The organism is Candidatus Krumholzibacteriia bacterium, from assembly GCA_035649275.1.
Lineage (GTDB): Bacteria > Krumholzibacteriota > Krumholzibacteriia.
On record DASRJW010000086.1, the window covers coordinates 1 to 20,521 of the forward strand.

Sequence of the window (20,521 nt, forward strand, 5' to 3'; positions counted from 1 at the left end):
TCTCCGGCTTCGATCCCGAGCAGGTGCCGATCCGCTTCACCGGGATGAGGCCCGGGGAGAAGCTGCACGAGGAGCTGCAGGCCGACACGGATGCGACGCTGCCGTCGCCGCATCCGCAACTGCTCGTCGCGCGTCTCGGGCCGTTGCAAGTGCCCGACGCCCTCGCTGCTGCTACGGAGCTCGCCACCCTCGCCCGCGATGGCGACGACACATCGATCCGCCGCCGCCTCGCCGCCATCCTTCCGGACTACTCGCCTCCCTCGGATTGAAAACGGCTTCGAATCGAAGGGGTGATGGCGACGAGCAGGGGATCCTCTGGCGGTGATCGACACTCCTAGGACCAGATCTCGACTTCTTCTTCGAGGTGGACGCCGAGCCTGGGTTCGAGCTCGTGCTTGATGCAGGCGATGAGCTCGAGGACGTCGGCGGCGCGGGCGCCACCTTCGTTGACGATGAAGTTGCCGTGCACCGTGGAGACGCTGGCGTGGCCGACGCGCCTGCCCTTGAGGCCGGCGCGGTCGATCTCCTGACCGATGCGATGGGGCGGGCAGTTCTTGAAGATGCAGCCCGAGTTCCAGGTGCCGACGGGCTGGGTGAGCAGTCGGCGCTGGTTGTAGGTCTTGATGCGCTCGAAGATGGCGTCGCGGTCGCCGGGCTGCAGGCGCACTGTGGCGCCCACGGCGACGCAGCCCCGCTCACGGAGCGAGCTCTTGCGGTAGGCGAAGGCGAAATCCCCGGGGGCAAGCTCGCGCAGGTTGCCGTCCCGTTCGACGACACGGATGCGCGTGGTCACGTCGCTCATCTCACCGGCCGGCGTGCCGGCGTTGGTGAGGAGCGCCCCGCCCACGGTGCCGGGGATGCCGCAGGCCCACTCCATACCTTCCAGGCCCTGGCGGGCCGCGAACTGCATGAGCTGCACGAGCGGCAGACCGGCGCCGGCGTGCACCTCGTGGTCGTTTCTCTCCACACCGGCGAGGGCGCGGGCCACATGCAGGACGATTCCAGTCACGCCCGCATCGGGAACGATGAGGTTGGAGCCGTTGCCGAGGACCCGGAGCGGCACGTTCGCTGCCTGCGCCAGGGCACAGACGGCGCCGACCTCGGCCTCGGAGCGCGGGGCGACGTAGTACTCCGCTGGCCCGCCGATGCGGAAGGTGGTGTGGCGGTCCAAAGGTTCCTGCGTCTTGACGCGTCCCCCGGTGACGCGGTGCAGGTCGTCATGGAATGTCATGGATGCTCCCATGCTGCCGGATCGCGGTTCTGGAAGTGCGGCAGTTCCCGCCGGACCACGCTTCGGAAATAGCCATTCCCCCCGCTGCTGTCAACCGCCGCGGCGCCCAACTCCGCGTCAATCCGGACGCTTACGCCGGAGCCGCGGGCACAGTTGTTGCGATGACGCCGCCCGCACGCATGGAGGCGGGCCACTGGCGCGAACGGCCAACCAAGGCGCATCGCCCCCCGCAGGAGAGCGCAGAGAGGGAGGTCGTCGTGCAGGCAGCGAAGGACGCGGGAGATTCCAGGACGAAAGCACGTCGCATCCAGGTGGCAGCGCCGGCGCTTCCCGACTTCGAGGCCGCCCTACCGCTCCTGCGCGAGATCTGGAATTCTGGAGAGCTCACCAACGGCCGCACCGTCGCCGCCTTCGAGCGCAAGGTGGCGGAGCTGATGCCCGGCCGCGAGGTCGTGGCGGTGAACAATTGCACTGCCGGCCTCATGCTGGCGCTTCGCGCCCTGAACGTCCACGGCGAGGTCCTGGTCCCGAGCTTCACCTTCATGGCCTCGGCCCACGCCATCGTCTGGAGCGGCTGCCGCCCGGTGTTCGTGGACTGCGACCCGGAAACGCTCAACGTCAACGTCGAGGACTTGCAGCGGAAGATCACCAAGCACACCGGCGCCATCATCGCGGTCTACGTGAGCGGCAATCCTCCCGCCCTGGATGTCCTGGAGAAGATCGCCCGAGAGCACAGCCTGAAGTTGATCCTCGACGCCGCGCACGGTCTCGGCTCCTCCTTCCAGGGGCGACCGGCGGGGAGCTTCGGCGACGCCGAGGTGTTCAGCTTGTCGCCGACCAAGACGATCACCTCCTGCGAAGGCGGCCTGGTGAGCTTGCGGGAGGCGGAGAGCGCCCGGCGGTTGCGCAGCGGCCGCAACTATGGCAACCCGGGCAACTACGACTGCGAGTTCATCGGCCTCAACGCCCGCATGAGCGAGCTCCATGCCCTGGTGGGGCTGCAATCCCTGCCGCACCTGCAGCGCAACGTCGAGGAGCGCCGGCGGCTGGTGCGCCTCTACACCGGCGCGCTCGCCAAGCTGCGGGGCGTGCGGCTGCAGCGCGTCGAGGAAGGCAATCTCTCGTCGTACAAGGATTTCAGCCTGCGCATCGTGGAGCGCGAGTTCGGCGCCAGCCGCGACGAAGTCCGCCGCGTCCTCGAGCGGAGCGGCATCGAAACGCGCACCTACTTCGATCCGCCGGTGCATCGCATGGCGGCCTACCGCCCCTGGGCGCCCACCCGCTCCGGGGATCTCGCCGCCACCGAGCTGGTGGCGCAGCAGATCCTCAACCTGCCCCTCTACGTCGGCCTGCGGGAAGACGACATCGCCCGCATCGTCTCCATCATCGAGGCCGTCGGCACGCGGACGCCCGTGCGCGTCTGATTCACGGGGCCGCGTGGCGGCTCCGTCCAGCGAGGACGCGACCGGCGCAAGGAGTGCGCGGATGGTGGCCCAGAAAGTCCTGTACGTGGCCCGGCGGGTCGTCGTGCACCTGGTGCTCCTCGCGGGCTGCTTCGTCGCTTCCTACCTCGTGCACTTCGAGGGCCAAATCCCCGATCCCCAGCGTCAGTACTTGCCCTTCAACCTGGCGCTCAGCGTCGGCACCATGCTCCTCGGGCTGCTGTGGGCGCGGGTGTACCGCAAGCTCACCGACTTCGCCAGCTTGCGCGACTTCCTGAGCATCTTGCGCGGCACCGGCCTGGCGACGCTGGTGCTGCTCTGCGCCAACAACCTCATCCCGTCGCCCATGGGCCTGCCGTGGCCGGTGCTCGTCATCTACTTCCTCCTCTCCTCGGCGATGCTCTCGGTGTCGCTGTTCACCGTGCGCATCTGGCGCGAGAGCCCGCTGATGCAAGCGCAGTGGTTGGAGAGAGGCGGGGCGCTCCGACCCCTGGTGGTGTACGGCGCCGGCCGGGCGGGGAGCATGGTGGCGCGGGAAATCCTGCAATCGCCGGAGCTGGGCTACGAGCTGCGCGGCTTCATCGACGACGATCCGGAGAAGTGGGGCAAGGAGATCCACGGCGCCCGCGTCCTCGGCGGCCGGCACGACCTGGTGCGCTGGATCGGGCCGGAGCTGCGCGAGCTCGTCCTCGCCATCCCGTCGCTGGAGGCCGATGCGCGCCGCGAGATCCTCACCTGGTGCCGGCGGGCGGGGGCGCACGTGCGCATCCTGCCCGGGCTGGCGGACCTGCTGCGCGGCACCAGCGTCCTGCAGCAGATCCGCGATGTCCGCGTCGAAGACCTGCTGCCCCGCGAGGCGGTGGAGCTGGACGACACCGAGGTGCAGCAGCTCATCGAAGGCGAGAAGGTGCTCGTCACCGGCGCGGCGGGCTCCATCGGCTCGGAGCTCTGTCACGAGATCCTGCGCCACCGGCCGGCGAAGCTGCTCCTGGTCGAGCAGTCCGAGAGCCGTCTCTTCTTCCTGGAGCGGGACCTGCAGAGCGAAGTGTCCGGCGAGCGCACCGAGATCGTGCCGCTCCTCGCCGACATCGGCGACCGGGAACGCATGGAAGCCATCCTGCGCGCCCACCGGCCCGCGCACATCTTCCATGCCGCTGCCTACAAGCACGTGCCGATGATGGAGCACAACCCCTACGAGGCCATCCGCAACAACGTGCTCGCCACGCACAGCATCGCCGCCCTGGCCCGGGAGTATCAGGTGGGGCGCTTCACCTTGGTGTCCACGGACAAGGCGGTGGAGCCGACCAGCGTCATGGGGGCCTCGAAGCGGGCGGCCGAGATCATCCTGCGCGAGCTGAACCGGGAGGGCGGCACCCGCTTCGTCATCGTCCGCTTCGGCAACGTCCTGGATTCCGACGGCAGCGTCGTGCCCCTCTTCAAGGAGCAGATCGCTTCCGGCGGTCCCATCACCATCACCCACCCGGACATGGAGCGTTTCTTCATGACCATCCCCGAAGCGGCGCGCCTGATCCTGCAGGCCACCGCCATGGGAGAAGGCGGCGAGGTCTTCGTCCTGGAGATGGGCAAGCCGGTGCGCATCCTGGACCTGGCGCGGACACTGGTGGAGCTCTCGGGGCTGCGCTTCATGGAGGACGTGAAGGTGCAGTTCAGCGGCGTCCGTCCGGGGGAGAAGCTGTCGGAGAAGCTCTTCTTCGACCACGAGCGCTGCGAGCCCACCAAAGTGCGCGCGATCTATCGCGCCGGGCCGGAGAGAGGCCGGCGGGTGGATCTACCGTCCTTCCTGCAGACGCTGCACGACCTGCTCCGCGGCGTGCCGGAAGCGCGTCAGCTCGGCACGCGTTTCATGACGCTGGTCAACGAGCTCGAGGCGCCCGCCGGGAGCGCCAAGAAAGCTCCGGACGTCTCCACCATCGTGCCGCTGGTTCGCGTCCCCGGGGCCCGCGGCGGCGCCTGAACCGCGCCACGCCCCTGACGTGATGCGTCCTACTTCCTCCTGATCGTTTCGCTTCCCGCTTCTGCCAACCATGGTGCCGCTGTCAGCGCCGCCACCAACACTCGCGCCATTTCCTGATGCATCGCCGCATTCGGATGGCCATCGCGGGGCACCTGGAAACGCGCGGCGTACTGGTCCTGGTTGTGCACCGGCGCGAAGAGCCCGGGCGCCGTGTCGACGAAGAGGAAGTCGGCGTCGTTCGCGTGTTCGTGGACGGCCTGCAGCAAGCCCGGGAGGGGTGTTTCGCCATAGAAGGCCGGGAAGTAGAGCAGCACCACCCGCGTGCCGTAGGGGCGCGCCAAGCGCAGCAGCTCCCCGATGGCCCAGCGGGCGAGGGTGGTGTCGGAGAGCACCGCCGGCGGGGCGAAGCGCGCCCGCCAGGTGGCGGGGTGGAGCGTCCGCCCCAGGTCCTGGCAGGCGAGGGGCCAGAGCAAGCGCAGCTTTTCGAGGTCGAAGTGTGGCGTGCGTCCTTCCAACTTCTCCTGGTAGTACTCCCTCTCGATGCCCGGCGAGAGCGCGAAGATCAAGTGGTTGTCGAAGCGCGGCGGCAGGAGTCGTGGCTCGCCATGGTCGGTGGTGAGGCTGGGCTGGAAGACGGCGACGTCCGACCAAGGCCGACGCGAGCGCTCCAGATGGAAGTTGCCGAAGGCATAGACGACGAGGCGCGGGCGCAGCGCGGCGATAGAGCGCCGCAGGAGCTCGACGCTGGTCACGGTGGAATAGGCGCAGACGCCGAGGTTGTCCACCGGCAGGCCGAGCCTGCCGCCGGCGACCTCCACCCAGGTGCTCTCGGCCGTCACACCGTGGCCGAAGGTGCAAGAGCAGCCGATCCCCGCCAGTCCCGCGCCGCTCGGTCGGGAGGCATCGCTGGCCAGGGGGATGCGGAAGCCGCGGGCGTCGGTGCGCAGCGGGATGCGCCGCGCCGGATCCTGGACGCCCCCTTGCAACACGGCGAAACCGGTGCGGTGTGGCGCCATGCGGAAGCCGGCCGTGTCGTCGGCCTGGTGGATGCCGCCGATGAAGAAGAACTCCCGCGAGACCAGGGTGGCGTGGTGCACGTAGACGCGCCAGGCCAGGAAGATCCCGGCGGAGGCGAGAGCCGCGATGACGTAGGCCAGGGCCAGAGCCAGTTGCCGCCGGCTTCGGTGGGGATTCTGTCGCTGAGATTCGGAACGGCGCACGCTGCGGTCCGAGTCGTTGGGGGCGCCCCATTATGCCGGCCCGATGTGGGGTCGAGCAACGGCTACACTGGGATCGAGGTGCGCAAGACCGTCGAGCGGAGGGCCGCGACGGGGAAGCTGCGAAGCGGCTGACACTCGGTCCTCGTGGTCCCGATGCGGGAGGACACTGGTGGGACCACGACCCCGACCGATCGCCGCCGCGGCCGGGGTGTTGGCGGTCGCCGTCGGCCTGGTGCTGCTGCTCCGGCCGTTGTCGCACTGGCTCCTGCGATTCACCGCCGACGGCGCCTTGGAACCAGCGACGGCGCGCTTCCTCGACGCTCTCTGGGTACTCGTCCTCGGTGCTGGACTGCTGGCGCTCTCGTCGTCGGTTCAACCTGCCTTGGGCGCGGCCTTCGCCGGCATGCTCGGTAGGCCTCCCGAAGCGGAGGGAAAGCAGCGGCGCTCCTTCGTCGGCCTTCTGGCGCTGCTCACGCTCGTGGCTCGGCTCGTGGTGGCGCAAAAGAGCGACATCGGACTCGGCGACGACGGTGCCCGCGTCGCTTGGCTGCTGCACTGGTTGCAACACCCGGAGCCGGTGCCGCGAGAGCTGTGGGGCCCGGGGCATCTCTACCTGCACGCGCTCTTCTGGCTGGTGTTCCGGGACGCGGTGCGCGCCGGCGTCGTGCTCTCGGCGCTGTCGTCGGCGGCCACGGTCTTCCTCCTCGGACGCACGGTGGAGCGGCACTGGGGGCGAGCGGCGGGGACGCTGGCAGCGCTCTTTGTCGCCGTGCTCCCGGTGACGAGCGCCCACGCCGCGACTCCGGACGTGAACCCCGTCTTCGCCTTCCTCTGCGTCGCCGCAGTGTGCTGCGCCCAACGCAGCGCCCAGGGTTCCTGGCTCTGGCTCGTCCTCGGGTGGGTGTGCGTCTTCTTCGCCGCTTGGAGCCGCTTCGAGACCTTCCTCCTCGTGCCGGCCTTCGCGGCGCCGTTGTGGCGGCGCTGGCGCCGCTCTGTGCTCTTCGCTCTCGCCTGTCTCCTGCCGTCGGTGCTCTGGGCGGCGGCGGTGCAGCAGGCGCACGGGGACTTCATGCGTCTCTTCCACACCTTGCAAGTGGACCCGACCTTGAGCCGCCCGCTCGGTTCGCGGCTCTTCGATTTCCTCTGGGCCGGATGGCTGGCGGTGCCGTTGTCGGTGGCGCTGCTCGGTGCGGTGGGCATTGCGCGCTCGCTCCGTTGGCACCGAGGCGCCGAGTTCTTGCCCCTCCTCCTGCTCCACCTCGGAAGCTTGCTGCTCGCCACCTGGAGCACCGGGACGGGGAATCAGCCGCGCTACTTCATCTTGGTGGGGTCGCTCTGCGCGGCCTACGCGGGGGCCGCCCTGGGCGGGGCGCTGCAGCGCTCGCCGCGTTCCGGGCTGTTGCTCGCTGCCGTCGCTCTCTTGCTCGTGCCCTGGACGGGAGCGCTCTTCCCGCACGAAGGGGAGCTGTGGATCCGGCACATCCCACGTCTGCGGCAGGTGACGGACTGCGCCGCAGCGTTTCGAGCCTCGGAGGCCCTGCAGGAAGCGCCGGTGGTGTGGATCGCCGACGAAGCGGGCTACTTCTTCCTCTGCCGGGAGCGCCTGCCGGTGGAACGCTATCATTCCATGCCGCGCGCCGAGAGCGACGCGAGCGCGATCGCGACGGCGCTGCGGGGTGAACCGGTCGCGCTCGTGGTCCTGCGAGACAACGCCGAATCGGAACGCCGCTGGCAAGGCCTCGCCGCTGCCCTGGGGGAAGAGTTCCAGGTCGAGGAGAGGGGAGAGCGCTGCGCCGACTACCGGCTCCTCGAGTTGCGTGCGCCGCCAGCGCCACGTAGCACGCCACCCACTTCGACGGGAGCGGACACGCCGCGGTGAAGGGTCACCCCCCACGGGATCCCTTGCTGGCCAGGGAAGGCCGTGGTTAAGTGTCGCGGCATGCTGGCCTGAGCGGCGGGACGCAGCGCGGCACGACGCAGTTCCTGGGACGCAGGGTCGGGAGGAGTGTATGGGGCAAACGTTCGTTCTCGGCGCCCTGTTCGTGCTCGCCACGGCATGCGCCAACGTCCTGCAGAAGAAGGCCATGCAGGGGTTGGGAGAAGTGACGGTGCCCTCCGTGGAGGCGTTGCGCCGTCTGCTGGTGAGCCCGCACCTCTGGGGCGGTCTCGGTTGCTGGGCCCTCGCGCTCGTTTCCTATATGATCATCTTGTCGCGGGTGCCCCTCAACGTGGCGACCTCCATCGCCTCGCTCAGTTTCGTCGCCGTGCTCCTCGCCTCTCGCCTCGTCCTCGGGGAGCCCATACCGCCGCTCCGCATCCTGGGTTTCGCCTGTATCCTGGTGGGGATGTCCATCGTGGCCTACACCCAGCGCGGCAGCGCTTGAGCCCGGCGGGGATGGGTCGCATGCCCGAACCTGCCCACAGCCCTCGCCGGCCGGGAGCGCAGCGCCACGTGGCGGCGCTCCTCATTCTCGCGGCGGCGGCGACACTCCTCTTCGCACAGGTGCTCGACACGGGATTCTGGAGCCCGGAGGACGCGAGCGATCTGTGGCGGCTGTCGCAGAACGAGCAGGAGTCACACTTCCGCCCGACGCTGGCAGGCGGCTATCCCACCAATCCGGTTCTGGCCCTGGAATACCGCCTCTTCGGCACCGACGCTCGCGCCTACTACCTGGTCAACCTGTTCGTGCACATCCTGAACGCTTGGATCGCCTACGCTCTGGTGATCTCGCTCCTCCATGACGCCCCGGCGGCCCTCATGGCAGCCTTGCTCTTCGCCGTGGGGGTGGGGAGTTATGGCAAGAACCTCATGTTCGCCGGCGGGATTTCGAGCCTGCTCTACGCCAAGGTGGTCTTGGCGGGCACGCTGCTCTACGTGTGGAACGAGCAGAAGAACGCGGGGCGCCCGCTCGGGCTGTACGCCTTCGCCTTCTTTGCGGTTTTCCTGCTCAGCTTGTTCATGCGCGGCGGCAGCTTCAGCATCCTGGCCTCCTGCTTGTTCTACAACTTCTTCTTTCGCCCCGAGCGCCAGCGTCGGGTGCTCCACACGACGCTGGTCCTGGCGCTCGTGACCGCTGGCGTCGCCCTGGTGGTGCGTTGGTTCCTCGGTCCAGGGCTCGGGCCGGGCAAGGTGGATCCCGGTGCCTTCCTGGTCAATCTGCCGCGATATCTGGTCCTCATGGCCTTCCCGGTGCAGCACTCCGAGCTCCTCGCCGATGCTTCCGGGTTCGTGCGCTGGCTCTACGCTCTGGCGCCGATCATCCGCGTCTTCGTGGGTCTCGCTTTCCTGTCCTATTCGATCTTCGGCATCGTCTTCGGCAATCGCGCCATCCGTTTCTACATCGGCTGGATCTACGTCATGGTGGTGCCGTTCGCCGTCTTCCGTTACCCCACGGACTGGCTCAACCTCCGCTTCCTCTACCTGGAGTCGCTGGGTTTTTGCGTGCTGCTCACGAGCGGCGCCATCTACGTCTCCAGGTTGCTGGCGCACCGCCCGAGGCGGCGCTTCGTGCCCTACCTGGTGCCCCTGTTCTACGCCGCCATGAGCGCCATCCTGATCACCAAACTGGACGGCAAGAACGAGCGCCTGGCGGCGCGCCTCGACCTCCGGGCCCTCGGGGTGGTCGACCACGGCACCGACTCCCCCCGCTGACCCCTCGTCTCGGTGCGGCCTGCCTCCACCGATTCAGGGTTTCCCTGAGGCTGCAAGGAGTGCGGGCCGAAGGCCAGTCCCAGTTTCGGACCGGAAGCCCAGCCGGTCAGGCTCCCCTACCTTGGCAGTGCAACAGCTGCGGTCCAGCGCCAGGCGGCCTCTGGCCCGCCCTGGCGGGGGGGCCGCCCCGAGTGCTAAACTAGGGCACGCCTTGCAGCTCTCGGCCGTGACGCCAGCGCCGGCGGCGCGCCTCTGAAGCCGGTGGGAGGGAGCAAGGTCTGGCGTCAGCGGCCAGGAGAGTCCGTCTGCCCGAACCCGCCTCCCGCACTGCAGGGTGATTCTCGTGTTGGCCATGGCATGGATTCGCTCACACCGTGACCACGGCGCTCCGCTGGGAGGCGGTGGCCGGGTGCGTTGCCGCACCAGGGCATGGCCCTGGGGCGTTTGGCTGCTCGCCTTCCTCCTGTGCACCGGCAGCACCGGTTGCGGTGGCACGGCAGCACCGCGCGGCACCGCGGAGGACGAGCCCGGCGTCGTCGATCTCACCGATCCGAAAACACCCATTCCGCCGGAGCGCTTCCTGCAGCCCGACAACGCCCTGATCGCCCCGGGAGATCAGATCTATCTCAAGGCGCTCAGCTACGAAGACCTGAATGGCACGATGACGGTGGCGCAGGACGGCCGGATCAACGTGAGCCTGCTCGGGAGCGTGCGAGCCGCCGGACTGACGCTGGCGCAGCTCGACGACTCGCTCACCACGCGCTACTCGTCGTATTTCCGCAACTTCGATCTGGCGGTGGTCCTGGTGGAAAGCTCCGCGCGCAACGTCTACGTCCTCGGGCAGGTACGGAACCCGGGACGCTTCGCCTTCGGACCGGGAGACCGGGTGGTGCACAGCCTGGTGCTGGCGGGCGGTCTCATGGAGACGGCCCGGGAGAACAGCATCATCCTCATGCGCCGCGACCCGGAGGGCACCGACCACGCCTACCGCCTGGATTTCGCCCGGCTGCACCAGGCGCTGGCGCCGAAAGACATCTACCTGCAGCCAGGAGACTTGGTGTTCGTGCCGAAGAGCCGCTTCCGCACCTTCACCGATTTCGCCAAAGAGTTCCTGGACGTCGCCCAGCGCACCGCCATCACGGCGCTGCTCGTGGACGATCTAGCTTGGAGACAACGTGTCGAGAACGTCTCGGTGGCACGCTGACGTCACCACGAAGACTCCGGTGCCCCAGAGCACCGCGACCCCGGCGGCGGCACGGCCGGCGTCCGTGCGTCCAGCGGTCTCCAAGCCGGTCATCTACTCCTTCCTGGAGCTCCTCTTCGGGCGCTGGATGATCATCGCCGGCATCTTCGGCTCCGCGGTGTTCTGGTCGTACCTGACTTTGGCACGGGCGCCGAACACCTACGACGCCAAGGCGGAGGTGCTCATCCGGCGCGGCAAGCTGCAGGTGGTGCAGAACGTTCCCATCCTGCGCCAACAAGAGGAACTCGGTTCCGAGGTGGACATTCTCAACTCGATCACGGTGCTGGACGAGGTGGTGAAGCAGCTCCTGGCGCTCACCGAGCTGCCCAAGAATCTGGACCAGGGCGAGCGGCAGTTGATCTTCGGCACCTACGCGCCCACGCGGCCCCCGGCCGCGCTCTCCTCCCGGGACCTGCCCACCACGGATCCAGCCCGGCTGTTCAAGTACCTGAAGAACAAGTTTCGCGTCGAGAAGTTCGGCGAGTCCAACGTCATCCAAGTGTCCCTGGACTCGCCCAGCCCCGCCTTCTCCGCCGCGGCAGTCAACACCCTCATCGAGGTCTACGAGAAGTTCAATCTCACCATGGAGCAGACCCCGGGTCAGTCGCAGTACTTCGCCCAGGAGATCCGCAAGGTGGACGACGAGATCGACGAGCTGCAAGGACGGATGGCGAGCTTCAAGAGTGCCCACCAGGTCGTCGACCTGGGGAAGCAGCAGGAACTCCTCGCCCTGCGCCGGCACTCTCTCGTCTCCGAGCTCGACGAGCTGCAGGTGGACAAAGCCGCGCTGGAGACCGACCTGGCGGCGGTGCGGGAGCGTGACAAGGGGCGGGTGCCCGCCTTCCTGCGCAAGGACGAGATGGTGGTGAAGATGCGCCAGGACCTCAACTTCCACGCCGCCGAGCTGGCCCAGCTGCAGTCGAAGCTGACCGAGGACAATCCGCTCGTGGTGGCCAAGCGCGAGGAAGTGGAGACGCTGCAGGACAAGCTGGCGCAGGAGGAGAAGCGGGTCATCGCGCAGCAGGAGCATCTGTACGCCCAGCTGAAGAGCCGCGAGGCCGAGCTGCAGCACAAGATCACCGAGGTGGACACGCTGCTGGTGGCCTACCCCGGGGTGGAGGCGAAGCTGGACCGCTACGACCGCGACATCACCCAGCGGACCATGAAGAGGGCGGACATGGTGGAGCAGCTCTTCAAGTCGGCCACCCTGGAGAGCCCCGACGAAGCCATGAACAAGGTGAAGGTGGTCAGCTTCTCTTCCGTACCGACGCTCCCCGTGGAAGCGCGCAAGGGCTTCAAGTTCATGGTGGCCGTGGTCTTCAGCTTGATCCTGGCCTTCGTGGTGGCCGGCTTCGTGGACAACGTGGATCACACCATCCGTCGGCGCGAGCAGGTGGAGGATCACCTGGCGCTGCCGCACCTGGCCTCCATCAGCACCCATTACCTCTGAGGCGGGGCCTGTCACCATGAGCAAGATCTTCGATGCCCTGCGCAAAGCGGAACAGAACTCGGTGGAGCTGGTGGTGCCGCCCCTGGAGGGTGGAACGCCGGGGACGGAAGCGCACCCCCGGGAGGTGCGGCTCCAGGAGACCGAGTTCGGCCGGCTGAGCAGCGCCGTGATCAGCAGCTTCACCAGGGTGAAGGAGGGCCGCATCGTGCTCGTGGTGGGCGCTGCGGTCCGCGAGGGCGCCACCTATGTCACCGCCCACCTCGGGCAGGCTCTGGCCGCCGGCTGCGGCGGCGACGTGCTCTGCCTGGACGGCAACTTCCACGATCCGAGCTTGGCGCGGCACACCGGCGCCAAGTCGGGCCTGGGCCTCACGGACGTCGCGGAGAACGGCTACACCCGGGAGCTCGCCAGCGTCATCCAGCCCGGCGACACCAACAACCTCTTCGTCGTCACACCGGGGAGAAAGAGGCTGAGCTCCGTGGCTTTCTTCGACAGCCCGCAGTTCGACGCCATGCTCGCGGAGATGCGCCGGACCTTCCGTTTCACCCTCGTCGACGGTCCACCGCTCCTGGCCTACCCCGATTCGATCCACCTGGCGGCGCGGGTGGACGGCATCCTCCTGGTGGTGCGCCAGGGACGTTTGAAGCGCGAGGTGCTGCAGAAAGCCATGGACCCCTTGCAGAGCCAGGATGCCCCCATGCTGGGGGTGGTGCTCAACCGGCGCCGCTTCGCCATCCCGCACTTCGTGTACAAGCTCATCTCCTGACGGGAGCCGGCGGACGATGCGGCTCAACGCCCGCTATCTCAGCAACTCCCTCTTCGATTTCATCGAGAACACCAAGCTCGGGGACCGGCTCTTTCGACTCGGCCGGTTGGCAGCCTTCGGCTTGGTGTTGCTCGTGGTGGGCAAGTTCGCCTCCGGGCAGTTCCTGAGCTTCCGGTACCAAGACGTGCTGTTCATGGCCATCGCCGGTGTGGTCTTCATGCTGGTGTTCTGGCGTTGGGAACTGGGCATCATCCTCGTCCTCTGCAGCACCAGCTTCATCGTTTACTACGACGTGCTGCCGACGCTGTCGCTGTACCACTTCATCCCGGAGATCCCGGTTCTGGAGCATCTCCGCCTCACCCTCGGCCAGGGGCTCATGCTCTTCCTCCTGGCGGCTTTCTGCTTGAGCGGCGAGATCGGCACGGCGCGCCGCCGGCTGGCCACGCCGGTGGCGGCGACGGTCCTCTTGTTCCTGCTGGCCATGCTGGTGGTTTCCATGGTCGGGTTGGCGTTCCGCGGCGTCGGCCTCCGCATGATGGTGGAGACCTCGAGGTCGTACTGGTTCTACCTCATGTTCTTCGTCGGCGCTCTTTGCCTGCGCAGCCGCAGGGAATTGCGCCTCCTCCTGCAGGCTTGCTTCTGCATGTCCCTGATCGTCGCCGTGCTCATGTACGCCCAATTCTTCGCCGGCGAACGGGCCAAGTTCTTTCTCGGCAACTCGATCCGGGTGGAGTCTTTCGGTGGCTTCGCCGGCCGCATTCTGCCGCCCGGAACGGAGCTCATCTGGACGACCGTGCCCTTCGTGGTCTCCCGCATCCCCTTGTGCTCGCCGCGTGGCGCCCGGGGTCTTTACCTGGCGCTGTTTCTTCTCCTCGGCGGCTTGCTCCTCACCTTCACCCGCAGCATCTGGCTAGGAGTCCTGCTCTCCATGGCGATCATGGCGGTGCTCGGCCGCGGCGCCATCCGCCTCGGCGTGGCGCGGATCTTCTTGGCCATGGTGGTGAGCGTGGCGCTCCTGCTCTTGCTGCTCAGCATCGTCTCCACCGAACGGGAAAACTACATGACCCCGTACATCAAGCGCTTCACCTCGATCTTCAAGGCCGAGTCCTACGCCGAAGGCAGCTCCGCCGGAGCCCGCTTCATGGAAATCAGCGCCGCCTGGCCGAAGATCGTGGAGCACCCTTGGTTGGGGATCGGAGTGGGCGGCGTCTATCGCTACGAGGAGGACTGGGACGAAATCTGGCAGTCGCACTACTGGCGGCCGGTGAGCTACATCCACAACGCCTACGTGCTGCTGCTCACGCAGGGCGGCGTCCTGGCGCTCGGGACGTGCCTCACCATGTTCGTCACCTTCTTCGTCCGCGCCCGGCGCGTCTATCACACCTTGCAGTCGCCGGAGGACCGCAGCATCGTCATCGCCTGCATCGGTTCCACCGCCTCGATCCTGCTGGCGTCGGTGATGCAGCCCAGCCTGTGGTATCCCCCCGCCGTGCCCTGTCTGGCGCTCATGCTCGGCATCGTGGAAGCGGTGCGCTATTTCTCCGAGCGGGACGCCGAAGCCGCAGTGGTCTGGGACAGCAGTCGCTGATAGTGTGCCTCCAGCTTCTCGCCGACCCGTGTCCAGGTGAAGTCACGCAGGATCGTGCGGCGCCCTTCGGCGCCGAGACGCGCTGCCAGCGCCGGCTGGTCGAGCACCGCCTCCAGGCGCGCCGCCAGCGCCTCGGGCTCCCCGGGAGGCACGAAGAGGCCGTTCACTCCGTCCTCGATCAGATCCGGAAAACCGCCGACGCGGGACGCCACCACCGGGGTGCCGCAGGCGAGGGCTTCCAGGTTCACCAGCTCGAACACGGATTCCAACGACGGGGTGGCGAACACCGTCGCCGCCTGGTAAGCACGGAGCAGGCGTTGCGGGTCACGCAAGTCCGGCAGGTGTTCGATCTGGTGGAAGCCGCGGGCTTCTTCCGCCGCCAGGGCCTGCCGGAAGGTCTCGCCGTACTGGGGGTCGCGGCTGATGGTGAGCAGCACGATGCGGGCCGGGCGCCGGAAGTGACGCAGCGCTTGCACGAGCACGAGGGGGCCCTTGTGCACCTGCAAGCCGCCGACGAAAAGGACCGTGCGCGGCTCCTTGAGCTCCGGCCGCGGCTGGAAGAAGCGCTCGTCCACGCCGTAGTGCACCGTGCCGATGCAGGCGTCGGGGACGCCGATGGCCTGCAGCGCCGGCACCGTGGAGGTGCAGCCGGTGAGGAAGAAGTCGGCGCCACGGCGCAGGATGGCGCGGCTCAAGCGGTGCTGGCGGTAGTGGAAACGGTAGGTGACGTCCAGGGTGTGGCACCAGAGCACCCGCGGCATGGGCACGCGGCGCAGCAGCCAGAGGAAGCCGAGCTCGATGTCGTTGTGCAGCTGCACGATGTCGTGGCCCCGCGCTTGCCGGGCGAAGCCGGGCTTGTAGAGATACTTGACGACGTAGTTGTGCGGGAAAACGCGGTTCTCGACCTTGGCGAGGAAGAGGTCCAGGCCCTGGCGCGTCCGCGGCACGAGGTTGAGCGCCGGCCAGCGCACCACGCGGAGGCCCTGCCACTCGCTTTCCTCGTGTTTCCAGAGCGCCCGTTGCCGGGCATCGGTGTTGAGGGTGAGGATGTCGACCTGATGGCCGCGGTCGCGGAGCGCCAAGGCGCTGTTCTTGAGCACCCGTTCGCCGCCGCCGGTCACGGGATCCCAGAAGGGGCTCACCATGAGGATCCTCACGGCGAGACTCCCCGGATGCGTTCGGGTGCAACGCTGTAGGTGTCGGTGTCCTGCGGGTCGTACTCCACGTCGGCCACGGCGAGCACGGCGAGCTCGGTGCCGGCATCGGCGACCAGACTGTGCGCGACCCCGGGGGGCACGCGCACCGACACCGGAGCGGCGGCGTCGAAGCGCACCTGCGCTCGCCGTTCGCTTTCGGTGTCGTAAAGGTAGAGAGTGCCGCTCCCGGCCACCGGACAGAACCACTCCGTCGTGCGCCGGTGGAAGTGGTTGGCCCGCGTCTCGCCGGCGGCGCCGACGGAGAGGTACACCTCGCCGAAGGGCCGGCCGCCGAGGTGGCGGGATTGCAGGGCCTTGAGGAACCAGCCGCGGCTGTCGTCCAGCCGGCGCAAAGGCCGTACCTCGTACCAGACGTCGCTCACCTCAAGAGCTCCCGCTCATGCCCGCGCCTCCGAGGGGGCGGGCGCGATACCAGGCGATGGTGCGCCGCAGACCTTCCTCCAGTGCCACCTGCGGGCTCCAGCCGAGCAGCTGCCGCGCCCGGGTGTTGTCGCAGTAGAACTCCCAGGTCTCGCCGGGGCGGTAGGGCAGCTTGCCCAACTCGGCGCGCACGGGATTGCCCATCAAATCGAGAACGAGGGCGGCCACATCGCGGATGCGCCGTGGCTCGGCGCAGCCCAAGTTGAGCACCAAACCCTCGACGCCGTCCGCTTCGGCGCAGCGCAGCAATCCTGCCACGATGTCGTCCACATAGTTGAACTCCCGCGTCTGCTCGCCTCCGGTCATGGGGAAGTCGCGCCCGGCGAGGGCGCTGCGGATGAGGGCGGGGACGAGGAGGTCCGCGGTTTGCCCGGGGCCGTAGGTGAGGAAAGGGCGGACGACGACGGCGCGGAGACCGAAGGCGGCGCAGAGCATGCGGACGAAGGCCGTCGCTGCCGCCTTGGCGGCAGAATAGGGGGACACCGGCGCCGGGTCCTGGCTCTCCCGGAAAGGCGCCGGCCCGTTGCCGTATTCCTCGCAGGTGCCGACGTGCACCAGACGGCCGACGCCTTGCACGAGACAAGCCCGGGCCACGTGCACCGCCGCCATCTGCGTGCTCCGCACTTGGGCTTCCAGGTGCGCCAGGTCGCGGGCCACGTCCACCGCGCTCGCCAGGTGGAAGACGACCTCCGGGCGCAGCTCCGCCAGCAGCCTGCCGGCGGCATCGGCTTCGCCCAGGTCGGCGGGGTGGTAGGCGACGCCCGCCGGCAACGTTCCTTCCGGCAGCGCTTCGCGCCGGCGCCGCCCGACCACGGCGACCGTGTCGCCGCGGCGAACGAGACTCTGCACCAGGTGACGGCCGATGAAGCCGGCGCCGCCGGTGACCAGCACGCGCATGCCTTCCCCCAGGGTGATTCAGGTCCCGAAGCGGGCGCGCGGCGAGGCGAAGAAGTCCCGGTACCAGTCGATGGTCTCGAGGAAGCCGCGCTCCACGTCGTACACCGGTTCCCAGCCGAGCAGGCGCCGTGCCTTCGCCGCCGACAGGTACTGGTGCGGAATCTCGGCGCGGGCCTCGCCCAGGACCACGGGCTCGAGGTTGGTGCAGAGCATGAGCTCGCGCAGGCGGCGGACCACGTCGAGGACGGTCATCTGGATCTCGTTGCTGAAGTTGAAGGCCTGTCCCCACAGACTCCGGTCGTCCATGCGCTCGGCGAGGGCGAGATAGGCGTGCACCGCATCGAGCACGTAGAAGTAGTCCCGCACCCAGGTGCCGTCGCTGCGGATCACCGGGCGTTCGCCACGCAGCAGCGCCTTGATGGTGCCCGGAACCAGGCGGTTCCAATTCAAGTCGCCACCGCCGTAGAGGTTGCCGCAGCGGGTGATGGTCACGGGCAGTTCGAAGGTGGCGTGGTAGGACTGGGCCAGCAGGTCGGCGCAGGACTTGGAGGCGTCGTAGGGATGCCGCCCTTGCAGGGCGAAGGTCTCGTCGTAGGGCAGCTGGGTGTGTTCACCGTAGGCCTTGTCGCTGGAAGCCACCACCACCCGGCGCACGCTGCGGGTGCGCCGCGCCGCCTCCAGCAACACCCAGGTGCCCTTGATGTTGCTCTCGAAGGTGGAAAGAGGGCTGCGGTTGGCGGTGCCGACGATGGTCTGCGCCGCCAGGTGGAAGACGCTGTCGATCTCGTACTCGTTGAGTGCCCTCTCCACCAGCTCCAGGTCCTCGACGGCGCCATGCACCGCCGTCACCGCGTTCCATTCCTCGCTGTTCAGGATGAGCGAGCGCGGCACGCGGTCACGCACCAGGCCGACGACATTGGCGCCGCGACGCACCAGCTCCCGAGTGAGCCACGAGCCCAGGATGCCGGTGCAGCCGGTGACGAAGACGTTGGTGTCCTGCCAGAAACCCGCCACCGTGCCGTTCACCAGACCTTCCAGGGCGTCTCGCCGCGCTTCCACATCTCGTTGTAATCGGTGAAGTCCCGGTACGTATCCATGCTCTTCCAGAAGCCATCGTGCCGGTACAGCGACAGCTGGCCCGCCGCGGCGAGCCGGTCCAGAGGCTCGCGCTCCAGCACGGCCTGCGGGTCCAGCCAGGAGAGGAACTCGCGCCGGAAGACGAAGAAGCCACCGCTCACGTAGCTGTCGAGCTGGGGCTTCTCGCGGAAGTGATCCACCCGGCGGCCGCTCTCGCTCTCGATGACGCCGAAGCGCGAATCCGGGCGCACTCCGGTCACCGTGCCGATGCGGCCCTCGCGCAGGTGGAAGTCGTAGAGGGCGCGGATGTCGATGTCCGCCAGTCCGTCGCCGTAGGTGGCGAAGAAGTGCTCGCCCTGGACATAGCGGGCGACGTGGTAGAGCCGTCCGCCCGTCATGGTCTCGAGCCCGGTGTCGGCGCAGGTGATCCGCCATGGTTCGTGGGCGTTGCCGGCGTGCACTTCCGTGCGTGCTTCGGGGCCGAGGTGCATGGTGAAGTCGTTGTCCATGACCCGGTAGTTCAGCACCCACTCCTTGATGACTTCCATCTTGTAGCCCAGGCAGAGGATGAAGCGCCGGCAGCCGAAGGCGCTGTAGATCTTCATGATGTGCCAGAGCATCGGATGGGGCCCGACCCGCACCATGGGCTTGGGCTTGAACTCGGTTTCGCCGGCCAGGCGCATGCCCATGCCGCCGCAGAGGATGACCACGGGGACGTCGGCCAGGGGGGTGCCCTGTGCGCTCGGGGAGCCGGACACGTTGCATGCCTCCGGAAGGGTCCGCTGGGGCTGGCGTTGCGGACGGGATCTGCTGGGCGCGATCGATTATAGCCCAAGGGCGGCGCCCGGCGACCTGGTGCCGCGCCGCTCAGCCGCTACCACCGGCGCGGCGCGATTTCCAGACCTCGACGATGTCTTGGCGCAGCGGTCGCGACAGCGCCACGCAGGTCGCCGCCGCCGCGGCGAGGAGCGCGAGGCGCAGCGCCACGCCGGCCCGGAGCCCGGCGAGGAGCACTCCCGCCAGAAAGACGAGGAGGCCCAGGTAGCCGCGTCCCGCCGGCCGCAGGCGGCGGCTGACGACGACGTCGGTGACCGCCCAGGCCAAAACGTTGAAGAGGAAGCTGGCCCAGGCGGCGCCCAGCAACCCCCAGTTGCGGATGAGAACGAATTGCAGCGCGATGCTGAGGGCGGTGTTCCAGAGATTGATCAGGAGCGGCGTGCGCGAATCACCGAGAGCCACGAGGGTGGTGCCGAGGATGCTGCCGAGGCTGGCGAAGGCGAGGGCGCCGACGAGGAGCGGCACCGCGGCAGCCGCTGCCTGATACGACGGCGGTGCGAGCAAGGCCAGGAGCTCGTGACGGAAGAAGCCGAGCAGCACGGTGAGGAGGGCGAAGCCGAAGCTCATGAGCCGGAGCGAGGCCGCGAGCAGACGGCGGGCCCGCTCGAGTTCGGCCTGGGCGAGAAAACGCGACATGTGCGGCAAGTACACCTGAGTGTACGAGCGCAACACCATGGAGAGCTGATCGGGAATGCGGCTGGCCACGGAGAAATGGCTCACCGCCACGGGGCCGGTGAGGCCGGCGATGAGCAAAGTGTTCAAGCGATTGGCGCCGTAAGCGAGGAGCGTGTTGAGGTAGAGCGGAAAACCGAAGCGCAGCTGCGCGGCAGCCGTGGGGGGGTGGAGGCGGACGCTCCCGCCCTGCCCGGTCGACCAGGCGGAGAGCGCCGCGGCGAGGAACAGCGACAGCACCTCGGCCAGGAAGAGACCCTCCACCTGCATTCCCGCCCCACGGACGAGAGCCACGATCAGCAGCAGTCGCACCAAGCTGGAGAGCAGGGCGTAGAGCGCGATGACCCGGAAACGCTGCAGCCCCTGCAGGAAACTGGTGTAGAGCTCGCCGAGGCTGTTCACGATCACGAAGGCGTACACGTAGGGGTAACGCGAGGCGATGGATTCGGCGGCGAAGAGACGCAGCACCCAGGGTTTGGCCGCGGCGAGGGCGAGGCAGAGAGCGAGGAGCGCCGCAGCGCGCAGGCAGAGCACCGTCTGCATCAGCCGGCGCGCGCTCGCTTCGTCCGGCGCCAGCGGCAGGTGCCGGGCGACGCCCAGGCCGATGCCGAGATCGGCAAGGTTGGCGAGCAGCGCCGCGACGGAGGTGAGGATCCAGTAGGCGCCGAGATCGGCCTCCGGAATGGCGCCGGTCACGAGACGCAGCGCCAGCAGACCGAGGACGATGCGGCCGAGGTTGCCCGCCCAGGTGAGAACGACGCTCTCGACGAAGTGGCTCTTGAAGCGTGCCGTCTGGGTCGGTGTGGGGGGCACGGGAATGAGCGACCACCGCCT

18 protein-coding genes are annotated in these 20,521 nt (G+C 68.3%); 10 read left to right on the forward strand and 8 right to left on the reverse strand.

All coding sequences use genetic code 11. The features are described 5' to 3' along the window. The coding region (locus VFE28_08610; protein HZM16047.1) for a polysaccharide biosynthesis protein at window positions 1–269 on the forward strand (269 nt) is incomplete at its 5' end. A 65-nt stretch (window positions 270–334) separates the two neighbouring features. On the opposite strand, the gene murB is transcribed toward VFE28_08610, so the two are convergent. Continuing rightward, window positions 335–1,231 carry a UDP-N-acetylmuramate dehydrogenase gene (gene murB / locus VFE28_08615; GenBank protein HZM16048.1) on the reverse strand — a complete coding sequence of 299 codons (897 nt, stop codon included), beginning with the start codon at window positions 1,229–1,231 and terminating at the stop codon, window positions 335–337. A gap of 257 nt (window positions 1,232–1,488) precedes the next feature. Here murB and VFE28_08620 point away from each other — a divergent pair, with 257 nt between their 5' ends. Both VFE28_08620 and VFE28_08625 read left to right on the forward strand, forming a co-directional pair. Beyond that, window positions 1,489–2,655 (forward strand): DegT/DnrJ/EryC1/StrS family aminotransferase, encoded by a 1,167-nt coding sequence (locus VFE28_08620; GenBank protein ID HZM16049.1) that lies wholly within the window; start codon window positions 1,489–1,491, stop codon window positions 2,653–2,655. A gap of 61 nt (window positions 2,656–2,716) precedes the next feature. Continuing rightward, complete coding sequence (locus VFE28_08625; GenBank protein HZM16050.1) at window positions 2,717–4,648, forward strand: nucleoside-diphosphate sugar epimerase/dehydratase; 1,932 nt, start codon at window positions 2,717–2,719, stop codon at window positions 4,646–4,648. A gap of 29 nt (window positions 4,649–4,677) precedes the next feature. On the opposite strand, the gene VFE28_08630 is transcribed toward VFE28_08625, so the two are convergent. Further along, window positions 4,678–5,868: a hypothetical protein gene (locus VFE28_08630; protein HZM16051.1), complete on the reverse strand. Its 1,191-nt coding sequence runs from the start codon at window positions 5,866–5,868 to the stop codon at window positions 4,678–4,680. A gap of 169 nt (window positions 5,869–6,037) precedes the next feature. Between VFE28_08630 and VFE28_08635 the strand changes: the two genes are divergently transcribed. The 7 genes from VFE28_08635 (at window position 6,038) to VFE28_08665 (ending at window position 14,567) form a co-directional block, all read left to right on the forward strand. After that, window positions 6,038–7,747: a glycosyltransferase family 39 protein gene (locus VFE28_08635; protein ID HZM16052.1), complete on the forward strand. Its 1,710-nt coding sequence runs from the start codon at window positions 6,038–6,040 to the stop codon at window positions 7,745–7,747. 130 nt (window positions 7,748–7,877) lie between these two features. Then, on the forward strand, window positions 7,878–8,252 hold the full coding sequence (locus tag VFE28_08640; GenBank protein ID HZM16053.1) for an EamA family transporter: 375 nt from the start codon (window positions 7,878–7,880) through the stop codon (window positions 8,250–8,252). 20 nt (window positions 8,253–8,272) lie between these two features. Further along, a complete protein-coding gene (locus tag VFE28_08645) occupies window positions 8,273–9,520 on the forward strand; it encodes a hypothetical protein (protein ID HZM16054.1) in 1,248 nt (415 codons plus the stop codon). A 409-nt stretch (window positions 9,521–9,929) separates the two neighbouring features. After that, complete coding sequence (locus VFE28_08650) at window positions 9,930–10,724, forward strand: polysaccharide biosynthesis/export family protein (protein ID HZM16055.1); 795 nt, start codon at window positions 9,930–9,932, stop codon at window positions 10,722–10,724. Next, window positions 10,696–12,213, forward strand: coding sequence for a hypothetical protein (locus VFE28_08655; protein ID HZM16056.1), 1,518 nt, complete (start codon window positions 10,696–10,698; stop codon window positions 12,211–12,213). The genes VFE28_08650 and VFE28_08655 overlap by 29 nt, the downstream gene beginning before the upstream one ends. Window positions 12,214–12,229: 16 nt before the next feature. Further along, window positions 12,230–12,979, forward strand: coding sequence for a CpsD/CapB family tyrosine-protein kinase (locus VFE28_08660; GenBank protein ID HZM16057.1), 750 nt, complete (start codon window positions 12,230–12,232; stop codon window positions 12,977–12,979). A gap of 16 nt (window positions 12,980–12,995) precedes the next feature. Beyond that, complete coding sequence (locus tag VFE28_08665) at window positions 12,996–14,567, forward strand: O-antigen ligase family protein (protein HZM16058.1); 1,572 nt, start codon at window positions 12,996–12,998, stop codon at window positions 14,565–14,567. Here VFE28_08665 and VFE28_08670 read toward each other — a convergent pair. The 6 genes from VFE28_08670 to VFE28_08695 form a co-directional block, all read right to left on the reverse strand. Next, complete coding sequence (locus VFE28_08670) at window positions 14,513–15,724, reverse strand: glycosyltransferase family 4 protein (protein HZM16059.1); 1,212 nt, start codon at window positions 15,722–15,724, stop codon at window positions 14,513–14,515. The two genes, VFE28_08665 and VFE28_08670, sit on opposite strands and share 55 nt — an antisense overlap. Continuing rightward, window positions 15,721–16,146 (reverse strand): hypothetical protein, encoded by a 426-nt coding sequence (locus tag VFE28_08675; GenBank protein HZM16060.1) that lies wholly within the window; start codon window positions 16,144–16,146, stop codon window positions 15,721–15,723. Before VFE28_08675 ends, VFE28_08670 begins: the two co-directional genes overlap by 4 nt. A gap of 1 nt (window position 16,147) precedes the next feature. Beyond that, a complete protein-coding gene (locus VFE28_08680) occupies window positions 16,148–17,101 on the reverse strand; it encodes an NAD(P)-dependent oxidoreductase (protein ID HZM16061.1) in 954 nt (317 codons plus the stop codon). A gap of 18 nt (window positions 17,102–17,119) precedes the next feature. After that, a complete protein-coding gene (locus VFE28_08685; GenBank protein HZM16062.1) occupies window positions 17,120–18,115 on the reverse strand; it encodes a GDP-mannose 4,6-dehydratase in 996 nt (331 codons plus the stop codon). A gap of 8 nt (window positions 18,116–18,123) precedes the next feature. Continuing rightward, window positions 18,124–18,936 carry a glucose-1-phosphate cytidylyltransferase gene (locus VFE28_08690; GenBank protein HZM16063.1) on the reverse strand — a complete coding sequence of 271 codons (813 nt, stop codon included), beginning with the start codon at window positions 18,934–18,936 and terminating at the stop codon, window positions 18,124–18,126. Window positions 18,937–19,045: 109 nt separating this feature from the next. Next, window positions 19,046–20,500: a lipopolysaccharide biosynthesis protein gene (locus VFE28_08695; GenBank protein ID HZM16064.1), complete on the reverse strand. Its 1,455-nt coding sequence runs from the start codon at window positions 20,498–20,500 to the stop codon at window positions 19,046–19,048. Between the last annotated feature and the right edge of the window lie 21 nt (window positions 20,501–20,521).